This window comes from Treponema endosymbiont of Eucomonympha sp., from assembly GCF_001028545.1.
The window spans coordinates 1-15,430 of record NZ_BBPW01000054.1 but is presented as its reverse complement, the minus strand read 5'-3'; the positions used below and the strand labels follow the sequence as shown (position 1 = coordinate 15,430).

The 15,430-nt window shown below is 57.8% G+C and carries 18 protein-coding genes; 7 read left to right on the top strand and 11 right to left on the bottom strand.

Features of this window, described 5'->3' with window-relative positions; translation table 11 throughout:
- Positions 1–796 (bottom strand): ABC transporter permease (locus tag AWU74_RS03730; RefSeq protein ID WP_187150817.1); only part of this gene is annotated, 796 nt, incomplete at its 3' end.
- Between the two features lie 143 nt (positions 797–939).
- Between AWU74_RS03730 and AWU74_RS10195 the strand changes: the two genes are divergently transcribed.
- Positions 940–1,715, top strand: a protein-coding gene (locus AWU74_RS10195; RefSeq protein ID WP_438816354.1) for an IS5 family transposase whose coding sequence is annotated in 2 segments (ribosomal slippage) — positions 940–1,306 and positions 1,306–1,715 — 777 coding nt in all. Because the reading frame shifts where the segments join, the coding sequence is not laid out codon by codon here.
- Between the two features lie 281 nt (positions 1,716–1,996).
- Positions 1,997–4,174, top strand: a complete 2,178-nt coding sequence (recJ, locus tag AWU74_RS03715; protein WP_438816353.1) for a single-stranded-DNA-specific exonuclease RecJ — start codon at positions 1,997–1,999, stop codon at positions 4,172–4,174.
- Positions 4,175–4,335: 161 nt separating this feature from the next.
- Here recJ and AWU74_RS03710 read toward each other — a convergent pair whose 3' ends face one another.
- Complete coding sequence (locus tag AWU74_RS03710; RefSeq protein WP_062327732.1) at positions 4,336–4,920, bottom strand: HNH endonuclease; 585 nt, start codon at positions 4,918–4,920, stop codon at positions 4,336–4,338.
- A gap of 1 nt (position 4,921) precedes the next feature.
- Complete coding sequence (locus tag AWU74_RS03705) at positions 4,922–5,989, bottom strand: DNA methyltransferase (protein ID WP_202966399.1); 1,068 nt, start codon at positions 5,987–5,989, stop codon at positions 4,922–4,924.
- Positions 5,990–6,131: 142 nt separating this feature from the next.
- Here AWU74_RS03705 and AWU74_RS03700 point away from each other — a divergent pair, with 142 nt between their 5' ends.
- Positions 6,132–6,362, top strand: coding sequence for a hypothetical protein (locus AWU74_RS03700; protein WP_062327729.1), 231 nt, complete (start codon positions 6,132–6,134; stop codon positions 6,360–6,362).
- Positions 6,363–6,510: 148 nt separating this feature from the next.
- On the opposite strand, the gene AWU74_RS03695 is transcribed toward AWU74_RS03700, so the two are convergent.
- The 4 genes from AWU74_RS03695 to AWU74_RS03685 all read right to left on the bottom strand — a co-directional run bounded on the left by AWU74_RS03695 (position 6,511) and on the right by AWU74_RS03685 (position 8,925).
- On the bottom strand, positions 6,511–7,368 hold the full coding sequence (locus tag AWU74_RS03695) for a phosphatase PAP2 family protein (RefSeq protein WP_062327726.1): 858 nt from the start codon (positions 7,366–7,368) through the stop codon (positions 6,511–6,513).
- Complete coding sequence (locus AWU74_RS13145; RefSeq protein WP_306700963.1) at positions 7,365–7,493, bottom strand: hypothetical protein; 129 nt, start codon at positions 7,491–7,493, stop codon at positions 7,365–7,367. The genes AWU74_RS03695 and AWU74_RS13145 overlap by 4 nt, the downstream gene beginning before the upstream one ends.
- Positions 7,494–7,703: 210 nt before the next feature.
- Positions 7,704–7,970 carry an FmdB family zinc ribbon protein gene (locus AWU74_RS03690; RefSeq protein ID WP_062327724.1) on the bottom strand — a complete coding sequence of 89 codons (267 nt, stop codon included), beginning with the start codon at positions 7,968–7,970 and terminating at the stop codon, positions 7,704–7,706.
- A gap of 43 nt (positions 7,971–8,013) precedes the next feature.
- Positions 8,014–8,925: a TatD family hydrolase gene (locus AWU74_RS03685; RefSeq protein WP_162504753.1), complete on the bottom strand. Its 912-nt coding sequence runs from the start codon at positions 8,923–8,925 to the stop codon at positions 8,014–8,016.
- Positions 8,926–9,027: 102 nt separating this feature from the next.
- Between AWU74_RS03685 and AWU74_RS03680 the strand changes: the two genes are divergently transcribed.
- Positions 9,028–9,582, top strand: coding sequence for a DnaJ domain-containing protein (locus AWU74_RS03680; RefSeq protein ID WP_162504752.1), 555 nt, complete (start codon positions 9,028–9,030; stop codon positions 9,580–9,582).
- Between the two features lie 30 nt (positions 9,583–9,612).
- Here AWU74_RS03680 and AWU74_RS03675 read toward each other — a convergent pair whose 3' ends face one another.
- The 4 genes from AWU74_RS03675 to AWU74_RS10190 form a co-directional block, all read right to left on the bottom strand.
- The gene (locus tag AWU74_RS03675) at positions 9,613–10,419 is read right to left on the bottom strand and encodes a M23 family metallopeptidase (RefSeq protein ID WP_062327721.1); all 807 of its coding nucleotides are present in this window, start codon (positions 10,417–10,419) and stop codon (positions 9,613–9,615) included.
- 24 nt (positions 10,420–10,443) lie between these two features.
- Positions 10,444–11,667, bottom strand: coding sequence for an HD domain-containing protein (locus tag AWU74_RS03670; protein WP_062327719.1), 1,224 nt, complete (start codon positions 11,665–11,667; stop codon positions 10,444–10,446).
- 54 nt (positions 11,668–11,721) lie between these two features.
- Positions 11,722–12,342, bottom strand: coding sequence for a flavodoxin family protein (locus AWU74_RS03665; RefSeq protein ID WP_062327716.1), 621 nt, complete (start codon positions 12,340–12,342; stop codon positions 11,722–11,724).
- A 257-nt stretch (positions 12,343–12,599) separates the two neighbouring features.
- Positions 12,600–13,375 (bottom strand): IS5 family transposase gene (locus AWU74_RS10190; protein ID WP_162504751.1). Its coding sequence is split into 2 segments (ribosomal slippage): positions 12,600–12,997 and positions 12,997–13,375, totalling 777 coding nucleotides; the frame shifts between segments, so codons are not numbered across the junction.
- 466 nt (positions 13,376–13,841) lie between these two features.
- Between AWU74_RS10190 and AWU74_RS03650 the strand changes: the two genes are divergently transcribed.
- From AWU74_RS03650 to AWU74_RS03640, 3 genes are all read left to right on the top strand, one after another.
- Positions 13,842–14,120 carry a hypothetical protein gene (locus AWU74_RS03650; RefSeq protein ID WP_162504750.1) on the top strand — a complete coding sequence of 93 codons (279 nt, stop codon included), beginning with the start codon at positions 13,842–13,844 and terminating at the stop codon, positions 14,118–14,120.
- Positions 14,117–14,716, top strand: coding sequence for a hypothetical protein (locus AWU74_RS03645; RefSeq protein WP_062327705.1), 600 nt, complete (start codon positions 14,117–14,119; stop codon positions 14,714–14,716). Before AWU74_RS03650 ends, AWU74_RS03645 begins: the two co-directional genes overlap by 4 nt.
- A 22-nt stretch (positions 14,717–14,738) precedes the next feature.
- Positions 14,739–15,430, top strand: a 692-nt coding sequence (locus AWU74_RS03640) for a RecQ family ATP-dependent DNA helicase (RefSeq protein ID WP_162504749.1), incomplete at its 3' end; no start/stop codon positions are given.

Sequence of the window (15,430 nt, the reverse complement as noted above, 5' to 3'; positions counted from 1 at the left end):
GCAAGAAGACGGTCGAGGCGAGGAAGAAGGCAGTCGCCGCGGCATAGAAGGCGAGGTCGCGGCTGTCGACGATTCCCTTTCCGGCGGCGTCAAAGTGCCACGCGAACGAGACGAGGCGGCACAATCCCGACAGCGCGCCGAGCGGCAGATAGAGCGGCACGAGGTGGACGCTATTTGACGCGGCGAGCACGCAGGCAGCAAGCGCGAAGGCGGCGGCGCGGCTGGGTAGCGCGAGCGCGGCGTATAGCGCGAGCGCGAGGGCGGCGGCGGCGAACGCGAGGATTCCGAGGAAGGCGGTCAGCACCTCCGCCGCGTCTATGTCCCCGAAGAACGACACCGCCAGCGGGACGGCGAGGCACGGCATCAGCGTCAGCGCGAAAAACGCGAGGGCGGCGAGCCATTTCGCCGCCACCTTGTGCGCGTCGGGCGCGGGCAGGCAGGCGTCGTATTCGGCGTAGTTCCAAAGCGGGAGCGCGAGGGCGGGGATAGCCAGTACCGACGCATAGGGTAGGAATGCGAAGTAAAAGCGCAGGTCGCTCGTGCCCTGACCCTCTGCAAAGAACGACACGGAAAAGAAATAGCGCAGCGCGGACACGGCGGCGAACAGAAACGAGGCAAGATAGTACGGGCGCTGTATGGCGAGGGAAAACAGTTCTTTCTGGAGGAGCGCGCCGAATGTCCGCGCGTTGGGCTGGAGCGTGCCGCCGGAGGTCATGGGAACACCATAGCCCGCGCAGAAGGCACTGTCAACGCATTGCTTCGCGCGAAGCGCGGGGTCATGTTCGAGTTCCTTCAAGGAACTCGGCATAAAAACGGCGTTTTTTGGCAGACTGGCAGGCATTCATTTGCGTGGCTAACAACCGCTCGGTTGCAAGGCACACAACCGAATGGTTGTTAGGCAGTGTGGACTGGATAGGGGAAAAGAGGTAAAATAGAAGCATGAAAAGAAATGAAGGCATTCACCGGCACAATATAAGCGACGAGGCGTGGGAACGGATAAAAGAACTGCTGCCCGGACAGGCAGGGAAACGCGGGGGCGTGGCGAAAGACAACCGCTTGTTTATTAACGCGGTAGCGTGGCAGACGCGCACGGGCGCTCCGTGGAGGGATATACCGCCAGAATTCGGGAACTGGAACAGCATACACAAGCGGTTTTGCCGCCGGCGGGACAAGGGAATAGGGAAAACGCCGGCGGACGCCGCAATAGGCGAGCCTGCCGGGGATATCTTTATGATAGATTCGACGTATATCAAGGCACACGCGGACGCATGCGGGGCACAAGGCGGCAGTCAGGACATTAGCCGCACAAAAGGGGGCTGAACAGCAAATTGCACTTGGTAGTCGACGAGTACGGGATGCCGGCAGGCGGCATTGTGACAAGCGGTACTGTCGCGGACTGCAGCCAAGCGCCTCTCCTTATGGAGGATTTGGAAGCGGAAGCGTTCCTTGCGGACAAGGCGTATGACACGAACGAGCTGCTCGATATGCTTAAGGAAGCGGATATAGTAGCAGTCATCCCTCCGGTTAAAAGCCGAAAAGAGCAAAGAGCGTACAATCATGAACTGTATCGGGCGCGGCACGTCATTGAAACCGTCTTCCGTGCCCTCAAGCGCTGGCGGGGAATTGCTACGCGCTATGCAAAGCTCACCGCTTCCTTCATCGCCGCCATTCATGTCAGGTGTTTGTTTCTCTACCTTCCAGTCCACGCTACCTAGGCTAGCAACTGTACGGTTGTTAGTCACGCGACCGTCCGTGCAGGTGTCGACTTACTGTCCTTGTGTGAGACGCACATTCGTTCATGCGGGTGGTCGGCTTACTGCTGAAATAGAGAGATCTCTCCTATTACAAGGAAGAAACACTCGCGTTCGACTTGCGCCGAACATTCGGGTTTCTTGTAGTTGGGGCAAGGGTATAGAATCGTAATACGGATAAGGCGATACCCGCGCTACGCGGGTATCGCCTTGACAGCGGCGGCGCGCCGCAATAGCATGATTTTATGGAATCTTCGCCGCAGATGAACTGGAACAAACGGGAAATCGCCCCCGAAGTGGTCAGGGACATGCGCAAAACCTATCAGTGCGGGCTGCTCGACGCGGCGATTCTGTGCCGCCGCGGCGTTACGGCGGGGAACGACCTGCTGTTTTTCCTTGAGGACGACCTGCGCTACCAGCACAGCCCTTTCCTGTTCGCCGAAATGGAGGACGCGGTCGACCGCATAATGCAAGCGAAGGATGAGGGTGAAAAGGTGCTGGTGTTCGGCGACCGCGACGCGGACGGCATAACGGGCACCGCGCTCATGACGTCGTGGTTTCAGCAGGAGGGCGTCGACGTGCGCTGGCAGGTTCCGATAGGCGACGAAGCCTACGGGCTAACGAAGGAGGCGGTGCGCGTGTTTGCCGCCGAATCCGGCACGCTTATCGTAACGGTTGACTGCGGCATTTCTTGCCGCGAGGAAATCGCGCTCGCCGCGAGCCTCGGAATCGACGTCATCGTCGTCGACCATCACAACCCGATCGGCGACCTGCCCGAAGACGCCGTCATCATAAACCCGAAGGCGGAGGGTTCGGGCTACCCGTTCCCGGACATTTCGGGCTGCGCCGTCGCGTATAAGCTGGTCTCCGCGCTGCGCTTCGTGAAGAGCGGGCTGTACAAGCAGGAAATCTGTCTCTTGAATGTGCGCCCGCTCACCGACGCCTACACCGTGGAGTGCCTGAAGGTGATGAACATGACGGCGCGGGGCGCGCTTTCGGAGACGCTGGTGCCGGGCGTGGTGCGTATTCAGGACACGCGGCTTCTGCCGTTTTTGCAGGGGCAGCAGATTTTCGTCTGGGACGCCGCAACGCAGAAAAGGCAGCTCGCCAAAATTTTCGGCGCGGGCGTCGAGTTCAACCTGCTCGACGTGCGTCCCGAGGCGGAGAAAATCATTCCGTCGGTGGGGGATCTGAGCCTCCTCAAAATCAAAGACTTGTCAAAAATCGTGCGGTATGCGGACGCGCCGGCGGGCGAACTTGACGGGTTTTTCAACATATTCGTAACCTTCCTCCAAAAAAAGGCGGCGGTCGCGTACCCGGGCGACGCAGACGCGGAAAAGTTCGATTTGCAGCTGGTAACACTCGCCGCGCTCGCCGACATTATGCCTATGAAGAACGAAAACCGCATATTCGCGCGGCAGGGCTTGCAGTCGATAAACAACGGCGTGGTGCGTCCCGGCTTGCTGGAACTGCTCGCGAAGCAGAACCTGCTCGGCAGACGGCTCGGCAGCACGGAGCTTTCGTGGCAGGTAACGCCCGCACTGAACGCGGCGGGGCGGCTCGGACAGCCAGAGACGGCGGTGCGGCTTTTTCTCGAACCGGACGCGAAGAAGCGGGAAGCGCTCGCGGCGGAAGTCGTGCGCCTGAACGAGGAGCGGAAGCAACTGGGCAGCGACGCGCTCGCGCAGACCGAGCAGCAGGCGCGGGAAAGCCTCGCCGAGTACGGCAATAAATTCGCCGTCGTGGTCGACGAGCGGGTAAGCCGCGGAATCACGGGAATCCTCGCGGGGAAGCTGGTGCAGAAATATAAAGTGCCCGCCGCGGTGCTCACCGTGCTTGAGGGCAAGACGGCGGTCGGCTCTCTGCGTTCGACGCGCGGTTGCAACGTTACCGCGCTGCTCGCGGAGTTTTCCGACCTGCTGCTCGCGTTCGGCGGGCACGATTACGCGGCGGGGTTTAGCCTTGAGGCGGGGCGGCTCGGCGAGTTTATCGAACGGCTCAAGGAACGCGCGCCGCTCATAGAGCTTGCGGAAGCGGAGGAGGAAGTCGGCGAAATCGACGCGGAGCTTCCGCATTCGTATATGACGCCGGAACTGCTCAAACTTGCCGACAGATTTGAACCTTACGGGCACGAAAATCCCGCGCTGCATTTTCTGGTGAAAGGCGCGAAAATCGCCGCCGCCGACATTATGGGCAAGACGGAGCGGAAACACCTGAAGCTCACGCTGCAGTGCGGCTCGTACCAGTGGCCCGCGCTGTTCTGGGGCGAAGCCGAGCGCTACGGCAGGGATTTTACTAAAGGTGACCTGCTCGACGCCGTGTTCACCGTGAAGCGCGAAACCTTCAACGGCACGGAAAAGCCGGAACTGATACTGGACGCTGTAACGGTCGTTCGGCTACCGCCGAACGACCGAGTTTTCTGAAAAAACTCGGCATAGAGGCGATAAATGGGCTGAAACGCCGCCGTGCGGCGCAGAGAACAGGGTTGCAAAAAAGCAGTGTTTACTACGCCCTGTTTTTGCAGCCCCAAAATACGCCAGAGTGAGGCGTGGGGCAACGTAACCTGTTTGTTATGCGGTGCACCCTAACGTTCCCATTTGATATGTCCGTTTACTCCATTCTTTTCAAAAACTTCAAGAATTTCTGCACAGAAACTTTGCGTTTCTGCATCTCCAATATTTTTCGCTAATTCGTATAGACGGATAAACATCTTTTTGCCTGTTTCTGTTTGCTTGTAATTTTTCTTCTTGAAATTATGTTGGGCGCAAAGCGTTTGCCCGTTTTCTACGGTTGCCTTTCCGCCTAAATCTTTTGGTTTTATGTGGTCAACATGTAGTTCCACGCCGTATTCTCGCCCCTTTCCGCAAATAACACAGCGATAGTTATCACGTTCCAGAATTTCATTCTTTTGCGACTGGGAAAAATCTTCTAACTCTGGGTTTGAGATAAAATCCGGATTATAGCGATACAACCCCTTTTCGATTTTCTGGAGTTTCCCAGACTGTGCAAGTTGTCTAATTTGCCTGTCTGGGTCGCGGAAAGCTTTGCCTGTTCGTTTTTTCCATTCCTCACTAACCCAGTCAACAACTTCCGGATGCTGAATATCTCGATTAGGGTTATTGGTAAAAAACTCCATAATAATTTTTGTTTGCGTTATATCATCGTCCATTTTAATAATCCATTGTATTTGTCTCTGCCAATATTCTTTCCTTGGCTAATTTACAGTAATTTTCGTCAATTTCTAGCCCTATCCCAATGCGGTTATTATTTATCGACGCAATTAAAGTTGTACCGCTTCCTGTAAAAGGGTCAAAAACAACGTCGTCTACAAAACTAAAAAGTTTAATGGCGCGGTAAGGAAGTTGTATCGGGAACGGAGCGGGGTGCCCAATGCGCTTTTTACTTTCGCCGCTGAACGTCCAGACACCGTTGGTCCACGTCATAAAATCCTCTTTGTTTATGTCTGAAATGCCAGTCCCTCGTGTTTTTTTCCATTCGCCTTTATAAAGGATAACAATTAACTCAACCGGCGCAATCACATAAGGGCACGATGCAGACAGCCAAGACCCCCACGCAGTTCGACGTGAAATATTGCCCTCATTCCAAATTATTGTTGAATGGTATTGCCACCCAACTTTTTGAGCAATTTTTGTTAAGTCGGCGCCAACGCTTTTATGTCCGCCTTTATTTTTATCAAGCGGTATATTAAGCAAAAAACGTGCTTGCGGGTTGCTCCATAAAAAACAGTTTCCCATCCATTTTTCAGAAAAATTTAGATACTCTTCGTAAGTAAGCGCGTCATTATTGGAATTATATTTTATATCCACATTGTACGGAGGAGAAGTTACGAGCAAATCAATAAATTCGCCGCCAAAGGAATCTGATTTTAGGGCGTCGCCATTATACAAAACACTTCTGTTGTGGCGAAAGTATTCGAGTTCTTTTTTGCCTTTGTAGGCGTCGCAAAAATATTGCCGTGCGGTTTCGCTAGACACTGGATACGCCGGTTGTTGAGGCATTTGTCGGTACGCTGGCTGAACAGGTGCAATCGGCGTATATTCCTCAGCTTTTATTCCGCACTTAATGCAAGATTTTATATCATCGCTTAGTTTTTCTCCGCAATTTGAACAAAACACCGAAAATTTCTCCTTGTTTTCGCGCCGCCGCAGGCAACTTCCCAGCACGCAAAAGCCGGCAAACGACCGCCTTATGCAAACAGCGCATACCGTCTCTGCCAAACCGATACTCTATTATATCGCTTCTCTCCCGTTTTCGCCAACGCGTGCCCCGCGTTCGGCGTTATAGACAAAACCGCTTCAGGGATTTTGCGTTCACCCTTCGTATACAAAACCTCTGATAGGCTCGCGGAACCCCGCGTATATGCCGCTCCTACCCGTGTATGCGTCACAGAACTTCGGGTATATGCGGCATAATTCCGGGTATGCGTCGCTCCGACGCGGGTATGAGGCACGGAACTCCGGGAATGCGTCGCGGAACTCCGGGTATATGCGGCATAATTCCGGGTATGAGCCGCTCCGACGCGGGTATGAGACGCGGAACTCCGGGTATGCGTCACGGAACTCCGAGGTTCCGCGGCATAACCCCGCGTAGGAGGCGCGGAATCCTGCGTTCCCCTTACGGGGAATGTTCGAGTTTCTTCAAGAAACTCGACATAGAGGCAAGCATCGGGCGGGCTTACCGAGCGGGAGAGAAAAGGAACGGCGCATGCGCGCGTATATGCGCATTTGTCAGCCGCGCCCTAAAACCGCACCATGATGCCGAGCGTTTGCGCGCTTACAGAAAGCGATACCTCTTTGTGCGGTGTCTTGCGTACCTGAGCGCTAAAACTGCGCCCGACTGTAGTACCGATAGCGTAGCCCATGAGCGCACCGGCGACTACGTCAGACGCCCAGTGCACACTGAGCGACACGCCGATTCCCACCAGCAGCGCATACGAAAAAGCGGCTATCTTTACGCAAATGTTATCGTGATACATTTGTGCGACGGTTGAGGCGACAGCAAACGCCGATATGGTGTGTCCGCTCGGCCACCCGTCTAAAATATCCGCTTTGAACCAGTCAAACTCGCCGCTAAAATCAGTTTGCGTTTCGAGTCTTGTATGGCGGTACTGACCGATGATATGCGGTTCGCTCCTTCCGGTGCTTGATTTTAGAATCGCTTGAGCAGCGGCGGCGAACGCCACCGACTGAACCAGCGCCAAGCCGGTGAGCTGCAGTTTTTCATCGTGTCTAAAAAGCCCTGCAAGATAGAACGCGACGGGCGTTGCTGAAGGAACGGCATAACCGGCATACATGACGGAGGAATACGCGCCGTTGGCGAGTGTTTCATGGTCATACGCAAAATTGCGCCATTTCCAGTCGACGCCGCTTTCGATAAACAGCCACGTGCCTAATCCCGCGAACGCAAAGTTTGCGCCGTGATTAAAGGCGAGCGTGTGCAGCGCGTTTTTTCCAACGTTATCAAAGGCGGTTAAAAGGGGAACTGTTGTTTCCGCTGGTACGGAGCGATATGTTTCCTCTGGTACCGTTTCCGTTGTGTGCGCTGAAATAACGGCGCACATGAGCGCATACCACACGCTGATAACGAACTTTTTCATTTGTTCGTATCCAGTGCGCTTTTTTTCTCTGCGTCCTGTGTGCTTTCGCTATCATTCACCGTGTCCGTATCAGCGATTGCATAGAGCGGCGACAGCAGGAGCGGCATAAAAAACGCCTTTTCCATACTCAAAATATCATACCAAGGTTAAAAGCAAATTGCCATACATTTTATCAACATTGTATGCGGCGGTGTTTCGGCGGTACGGCGGGCTTGCCGAGGGCTTCCGCCCGCGAGGTTACTGAGCAAATCCTACCGAAAGAACGGAGCAATAAGGCGGGACGCAAAACAAAAAAGCAAGGTACAAACCCTGCTTTTTATGCGTAGACTGTCCGTCTACGAAGCCGCGGCGTGGGGGCACTGGCTGCATTCCGCCGGGCACGCGGGCTTTTTCTCGGCAGCCGGTTTTTCCGGCTGCTTCGGCTTTTTTGAGTCCGTGGCGTAAAACCCCGAGCCGTGGAACGAGACGCCAAACCCGCCGCTGAACACGCGCCGCGCCTTCTGCTTGCAGACAGGGCAGGCGGAAAGCGGCGCGTCGCTCATTTTCTGCGACGCCTCGAAGCGGTGCGCGCAGGCTTCGCATTCATATTCATATACTGGCATACGATACTCCTTCTAAAAACATACTCATGCGGGCGCGCTGCCGTCAAGTGCCTTGCCCGTGCGCGCGGGTAGTGTCCGAGTTTTTTGAAGAAACTCGGTCGTCCGGCTGCCGCCGAATACCGAACAGCGCGTCCGCGTTTGCGTCAACCTGCGCCGAAAGCTCCTCGGCGGGGACGCCGAGCCGAGCCGCCGCAAACCGATAGACGTGTTCGGCGAGTTCCGGTGCGTTCGCCTGTCCGCGGAACGGAACCGGCGCAAGATAAGGCGCGTCGGTTTCGAGCAGCAGCCGGTCCCGCGGAATAAACGCGATGAGCGCGGCGACGTCGGCAAGCTGCGCCTTTTTTGCGTAGGTTATCGACCCGCTCAGCGAAATATGCCAGCCTCGGTCGAGGAATCTTCGCGCCTCCGCAATGCCGTATGAAAAGCAGTGGATGACACCGAAGTCGTGCGCGGCGTTTGCGATACAGGACAGCGTCCCGCCAAAGGCGTCTCGGCTGTGTACGATGACTGGCAGCGAGCGGGCGCGGGCGAGCACAAGCTGGCTTTCAAACAGTTCCGCCTCGCCCTGAATCAGCGCACTGCCGTTCGCGTCGGGGTTCCGGCAGCGGTCCAGCCCGCATTCCCCCAGCGCGCAGACCGCGCGGTTTCGCCCGTGCGCCGAAAGGCAGGCGTTCAGCTCGGCGACCGCCTCGGCGCGGCGGCTGATTGCCTCAGCGGAGGGCCAGATTCCGGCGGAAAAGCGCAGCATCCTTCGGAGTTTTTCCCGTGCCGCGTCGTCAACGAACCCTGCAACTAGATTTTCGGCGAACGCCAGCCGTTCAGACAGGTCGCCGCTTTCCGTGCCGACGTCGAGCGCAAAGCGGCAGTCCCGCACGGCAAGCGCGCCGAGCACGGCGGAGCAGTCGACGCCCCGCTCGGCGATATGGCGCAAGTGAAAATGCGTGTCGGAAAACATGCCACAAGTGTAGCAGACAGGGCAGCGGCGGACAAGCGGCGGCGTGCGGATATGCTTGTAAAAGCGAGGCTTTTGCGGTATTTTCTACCGGAGAGGAACAGCATGAATGATTTATATGCGGTGCTGGGCGTTTCAAGCACGGCGAATGCGGAAGAAATAAAAAAGGCATACCGCGACGCGGCGTTCAAGCATCATCCCGACCGCAACCCCGGCGATAAAGCCGCCGAAGAGAAGTTCAAGGAGATAAACGCGGCGTATTCGGTGCTGGGAGACGAAGCGAAGCGCGCGCAGTATGATCGCTGCGGTTCCACCGACACCTATGCGCAGAACGCCTCGCGGAAAAACGCGGGAGACGAAGCAGACCCGTTCTGGGAATGGTTCGGCGGCGCAGGCAATTTTGAAGGGTATGAGCGCCGCACCTATACGTGGCGCGCCTCTTCCGGCGGGCATTCAGACGCGCCGGAAGAGGCGGAATATGCCTCTAAAGGCGCCGCGTTTTCGTCCCTGCTGACCAAAGGATTCATGCTGTTCGCGGGGCTGCTGTTCTTCCGCTTTTCGTTCCTCGTCTTCCCCATTGGGCCGATTTTAGCGTTCGGCGCAATCGTCAACGGCGCAATCGGCGTGTTAAAAGCGCTCCGCCGCTTGTTTCGCGCCTGACGCTCCCGCATTGCCGCCCCTTCGCGGCGTTTATCCGCGCGGCGCGAAAGCGGGGTCGGTCGCTTCGCCGTTGTGGTACACCATGAATGTCAGCTTCCGCAAACCGCTCGCGGAATCAACCCCCGTAATGCCCAGCACGTCGCCCGCGGCAACGGAATCGCCCCTTCCGACGTGCAGTTTCTCAAGCCCGGTGTATATGTAGGTATATCCGTTTGACGACTGCACAAAAACGACTTGCCCAAAGCCTCGGTACACGCCGCTGTAGGTAACGGCGCCGCCGTTCACGGCAGCTACGTTGCCGTTTCCCTCGGCGGAAAGCTCGACGCCGGATATTTTCCCCTTCACCTGTTTTACGAAAGGCTTCCGCATTGGCCAAAAGTATGCGGGCAAAGGAGCCGCCGCACCCGTCGATTCGCTGCGAGGAAACACGGTCAGCGTCTGCCCTGCTTTGAGCACGTTCGATTCGTCTAGCCCGTTCTGCTGCCGCAGTTCCGCCACGCTGAGGCCGTATTTCTTGGCGACGCCGTACAGCGTGTCGCCTTTTTGCACCTTATACGAAACCTTTGCGCGGGCGCTTTCAGGAGTAGCCGCGCTGCCGGAAACGTCCTCTTTGGAGGGAACGGAGAGCTTCTGACCTGTCTTTAATATCGCGTCCCGGCTAATGCTGTTTAAGCGGCACAGTTCGTCCACCGACAGCGCGTATTTCCGGCTTATTGAGTACAACGTCTCGCCTTTCTGCACCGTATGCTCAAGCGCGTACAAAACGGGGCGGCTATACCCGGCGCACAGCGCTGCGCAGACGAACAGTTTTTTTAAGGTAAGGGACAGGTGTTTCATACTGCTACATATCGGCAGGGAAACTTATTGGACTTGAGCCAGAAAACCGGCTATGTCGAAATTGCTCACAGGGGGACTGGTTTGGTACGCTTCGAGCACAGTCTTTCTGCCTTCGACGAGGTGCGGAGAAGTAATGCCGTACTTTATCGACAAATCGGCTTCCATGAACGTGGCGATATGGTCGGCAAGGCGGATAAGCATTCCGTCAACCGGCGAAAACCGGTCGTCGTTGTACCGCGCGTTGAGTTCCTCGAAGGGCACGGCTCGCGTCTTGCCGCCTTCAAGGATTCGGTTGTCAAACTCGGAACCGATAAAATAGAGGAGTTCATCCGCATAAAAGTTCTCCATAAGCGGCAGAAGTTCTTTCGCGACGACTTCGCCCTCAATGGTTTTGATTATGGCGGAAAGCCCGTCGGTCGCCTGCTTTACCGGCGATATTATGTCGCGGGTAACGGCTTCGGGCAGGTCGTGAAACAGCGCCGAAAAAAAGTTGTTGAAGCGGCGCTTCGGGCAGAGGCTGACGCCGGTTCCGCGCCCCAAAAGCAGCGTGAGCGCCGCGACGAAAAACGAATGCCCCAGTACGCTCGTCTTCGGCACGCGCGGCGTCTGGTTCCAGCGGATTTGAAAGCGCAGCTGCTCTATAGACAGGAGGAAGCGGAACGGGCGCTGCCGCGTAATGAGCTTCTGCACGCCGCGCAGGTCGAGGAACTCGTCTATGTCGAGCCAGATTTCCCCGCGGATTTTCTCGAGGCGCTGCGCCTCGTTCACCGTCGAAATCATCTCGAGCTCGCGGAACGTGGAGAACTTGTGCGCGGCGCGGAGGACGCGGGCGGTGCGGCGGCGGACGGCGTCGCCTTGGGGCGGCGCGCTGCCCGCGGTTTCGGCGAGGTAAGCGGCAAACACGCCGAACAGTTCGCCGTCGCCGAGAAGCGGGCGGTACTGCTCCAGCGCCCATTCGTTCAGCTTCCGGTACTCGCCGGGGAACTCGCTCTTTATCATGCGCTGCACGGGGGACTTTATGTCGCAGAGCGCGATTTTTCTGAACAGCTCGAACAGCGCGGCGTGCATAGCCCAGTCCCAGTCGATTTCGCCGCCGCGTTCTTCTTCAAACTTCCCTATGATATAGGCGAGCGCCATTTTTTCAGCCGCTTTGTCCATTTCGATAAGGGCGAAGGGGCGGATAAGGTCGTTCCAGCGCTCTATGGAAAAGCCTTCAAATAGTTTGAGCGCGAGCGGCGCGTTGAGCATGCGGCGTTCTCCCCTGAAACGCCGGCGCGGGACCGCGCGGGCGCTTCGGCTGCACTAGCGGATAAAATTCGTCGTCTCGCGCTGCACCGGCTCCGGGCGCGGGACGGCGGCTTTCGCGTATTCCAGCGATTTCATGAGCCACGCCATAGCGCGGGCGTGTTTCTGCAGGGTCTGCACGCCTTCCGCGTCCTGCGTGATTTCGCCGGGCGCCGTGCCGTAAGCGACCGCCCAGTACTGGGACGGCGGAATGACCATTTCGGCAAGGTTCAGGTAGTTGTTCAGCTGGTGAATGACGTCCACCGCCCCTGCCCGCCGAACCACGGTGATAGACGCGCCCGCCTTATACGCAAACTCCCGCCCGCTGGAATAGAACAGGCGGTCGAGGAACGACTTCATCGTGCCGTTTATTCCCCCGTAATAGGTCGGGGAAGCGAGAATCAGCCCGTCCGCCGCGCGGATTTTTTCGGCAGCCGTATTCACCGCGTTGTCGGCAAACGCGCAGCGGCGCGTCTTCGCGCAGCCGTTGCAGGCGGCGCAGCCGCGGACGGCGCCTTCGGCGGCGCGGATGATTTCCGTCTCGACGCCGCTCTTCCGCAGCTCCGCCGCCATTATGCTGAGCGCGATAGCCGTGTTGTTTTCTTTCCGGGGACTCCCGTTTAACGCGATAACTTTCATATCCTATGCCTCTCTTTGCCGGTATTCCTCAAAGCATACCGAACGCGCCGCGCAAAGGCAAGCGGTGTTGCCCGTGCGGGCAACGACAGAGTCGCCGCAAGCCTTCGTCAACCCGCGTCTCAAGCCCGCTCGGCAGGCACAGTAAGCGCTTACCCGTATTACGGCTCTATGTCGCCCTGCCCGCATATCGCTCGGTAGCCCAACCGGTGGAAACTCCAACAAAGCCCGCACAGTAGGCGCTTATCCGCTTTATGGGTCTAGGTAGTGTGGACTGGAAGGCAGAGGAACAAACACCTGGCATGAATGGCGGCGATGAAGGAAGCGGTGAGCTTTGCGCAGCACACAGCAATTCCCCGCCAGCGCTTGAGGGCGCGGAAGACGTTTTCAATGACGTGCCGCGCCCGATACAGTTCATGACTGTACGCTCTTTGCTCTTTCCGGCTTTTAACCGGAGGGATGACTGCTACTATATCCGCTTCTTTAAGCATATCGAGCAGCTCGTTCGTGTCATACGCCTTGTCCGCAAGGAACGCTTCCGCTTCCAAATCCTCCATAAGGAGAGGCGCTTGGCTGCAGTCCGCGACAGTACCGCTTGTCACAATGCCGCTTGCCGGTATCCCGTACTCGTCAACTGCCAAGTGCAATTTGCTGTTCAGCCCCCTTTTGTGCGACTAATGTCCTGAGTGCCGCCGCGTGCCCCGCATGCGTCCGCGTGCGCCTTGATATACGTCGAATCTATCATACGGATATCCCCGGCAGGCTCGCCTATTGCGGCGTCCGCCAGCATTTTCCCTATTCTCTTGTCCCGCCAACGGCAAAACCGCTTGTGTATGCTGTTCCAGTTCCCGAATTCTGGCGGTATATCCCTCCACGGAGCGCCCGTGCGCGTCTGCCACGCTACCGCGTTAATAAACAAGCGGTTGTCTTTCGCCACTCCCCCGCGTTTCCCTGCCTGTCCGGGCAGCAGTTCTTTTATCCGTTCCCACGCCTCGTCGCTTATATCGTGCCGGTGAATGCCTTCATTTCTTTTCATGCCTCTATTTTACCTCTTTTCCCTTATCCAGTCCACACTACCTAGTGCACGGCGATTTCTCACGCGCCGTCTCGCCAGCGCGAGTATAGCATAGACGCGAGGGGATAAATAGGGCGGAGGGGCATTCGCGCCCAGTTGCCTGCCGAGCGGGTTTTGCCGGAGGGCGATATAGCCGTACTGCGGATAAGCGCCGACCGAGGCTACCGAGCGAGATTAGTTGCAGGCGGTTGCCGTGCAAAAGGCTGCCGAGCGGGCTTTCCGAAGGGGCGCGGCTATGAGTCGTATTGCGGATAAGCGGCTACTGCGGCTACCGAGCGAGATTAGTTGCAGGCGGTTGCCGCGCACGGGGCTATCGAGCGGGCTTTGCCGGAGGGCGATATAGCCGTACTGCGGATAAGCGCCGACCGAGGCTATCGAGCGGGATTAGTTGCAGGCGGTTGCCGCGCACGGGGCTACCGAGCGGGCTTTGCCGGAGGGCGATATAGCCGTACTGCGGATAAGCGGCTACTGCGGCTATCGAGCGGGATTAGTTGCGGGCGGCTTCCGCGCACGGGGCTGCCGAGCGGACTTTGCGGCGGTTTCCACTCTATCAGTCTGCCGAGCGGACTTGCCGACAGGCGCAAACCCCTATGCCGTCATAGAGGAAGCGGCAAAACGCTTCCTCTATGAGACGAGAAAGGGAACGGGTATCGACGTTGCCTTCCCCGCAGGATTGCGGTATGTTTACGGCAGGGGGACAACATGAGCGACCAAGCGCGGAAAACAGCGGCGGAAACGACCTTTGAGCAGCTTTGGGCAACACTTCAAGAGAATGCCCAGCAGCAAAAAGAAACCGACCGCATGATAAAAGATATTGCCCAGCGGCAGAAAGAGACCGACCGCGAGATTAAAGCGGTGAATCAGGCTATCGGGAATCTGGGGAACCGGCTCGGCAGCTTAATCGAGCACCTCGTCTCCCCCGATATGCACCGCAAGTTCAACGCGCTCGGCTATGCGTTTACCAGAACGAACACCCGCGTCGTCTGCAAAGACGCGCACGACAAGACGCTTGCGGAAGTCGACGTGCTGCTTGAAAACGGCGCGTATGCGCTTGCGGTGGAGGTGAAGACGGAGCTGACTGTCGAGGACGTTAAAGCTCACGCTGAGCGAATGTCTGTGCTCCGCGCCTATGCCGACAGGCACAATGACACGCGGCAGTATCTCGGCGCGGTTGCGGGGGGAATCGTCGGCAAACAGGCGCGGGACTACGCCCACAAAAGCGGCTTCTACGTGCTTGAACAGTCCGGCGACACCGTCCGTATTGCCGAGCCGCCGGAAGCGTGGCAGCCAAAGGCGTGGTAAAGGCGTTCCCTTTCTGCGTGCGATGAACGAACCCACCGCCCTGCCCTCTGCCGTCCGCGAAGTTCTGAAGCGCTGCTTCGGCTACGAGAGGTTTCGCGCCGGGCAGGCGGAAATCATTGCCGCGCTGCTCGCCGGCCGCGATTCGCTCGGCGTTATGCCGACCGGGGCGGGAAAATCCCTGTGCTATCAGGTGCCCGCGCTGCTGCTTCCCGGTCTCACCCTCGTGGTCTCCCCGCTCATATCGCTCATGCGCGACCAGGTCGCAGCTCTTGTGCAGTCCGGCGTGAGCGCGGCGTGCCTCACCAGTTCCCTCAGCCCTGCGGAATACGCCGCCGCCGTCCGCAACGCGCTCGCGGGCGCGTACAAAATCGTCTATGTCGCGCCTGAGCGCCTCCTCCGGGACGACACGCTGCGAATCGCCGGGTCGGTCGGGCTGTCGCTACTCGCCGTGGACGAGGCGCACTGCGTGTCCCAGTGGGGGCACGACTTCCGCCCGAGCTATCTCGGCGTCCGCGAGTTCGTCCGCCTGCTGCCGCGCCGCCCGCCCGTCGCCGCTTTTACCGCGACGGCGACCGAGAAAGTCAGAGGGGACATAATCGAAAGCCTCGCGCTCCGCGACCCCTACACGCTCGCCGTTGGCATAGACCGGCCGAATCTCTACTTTGAGGTGCAGGCGCCCGCAGACAAAATGGACGCGCTGCTCGCCTACCTCCG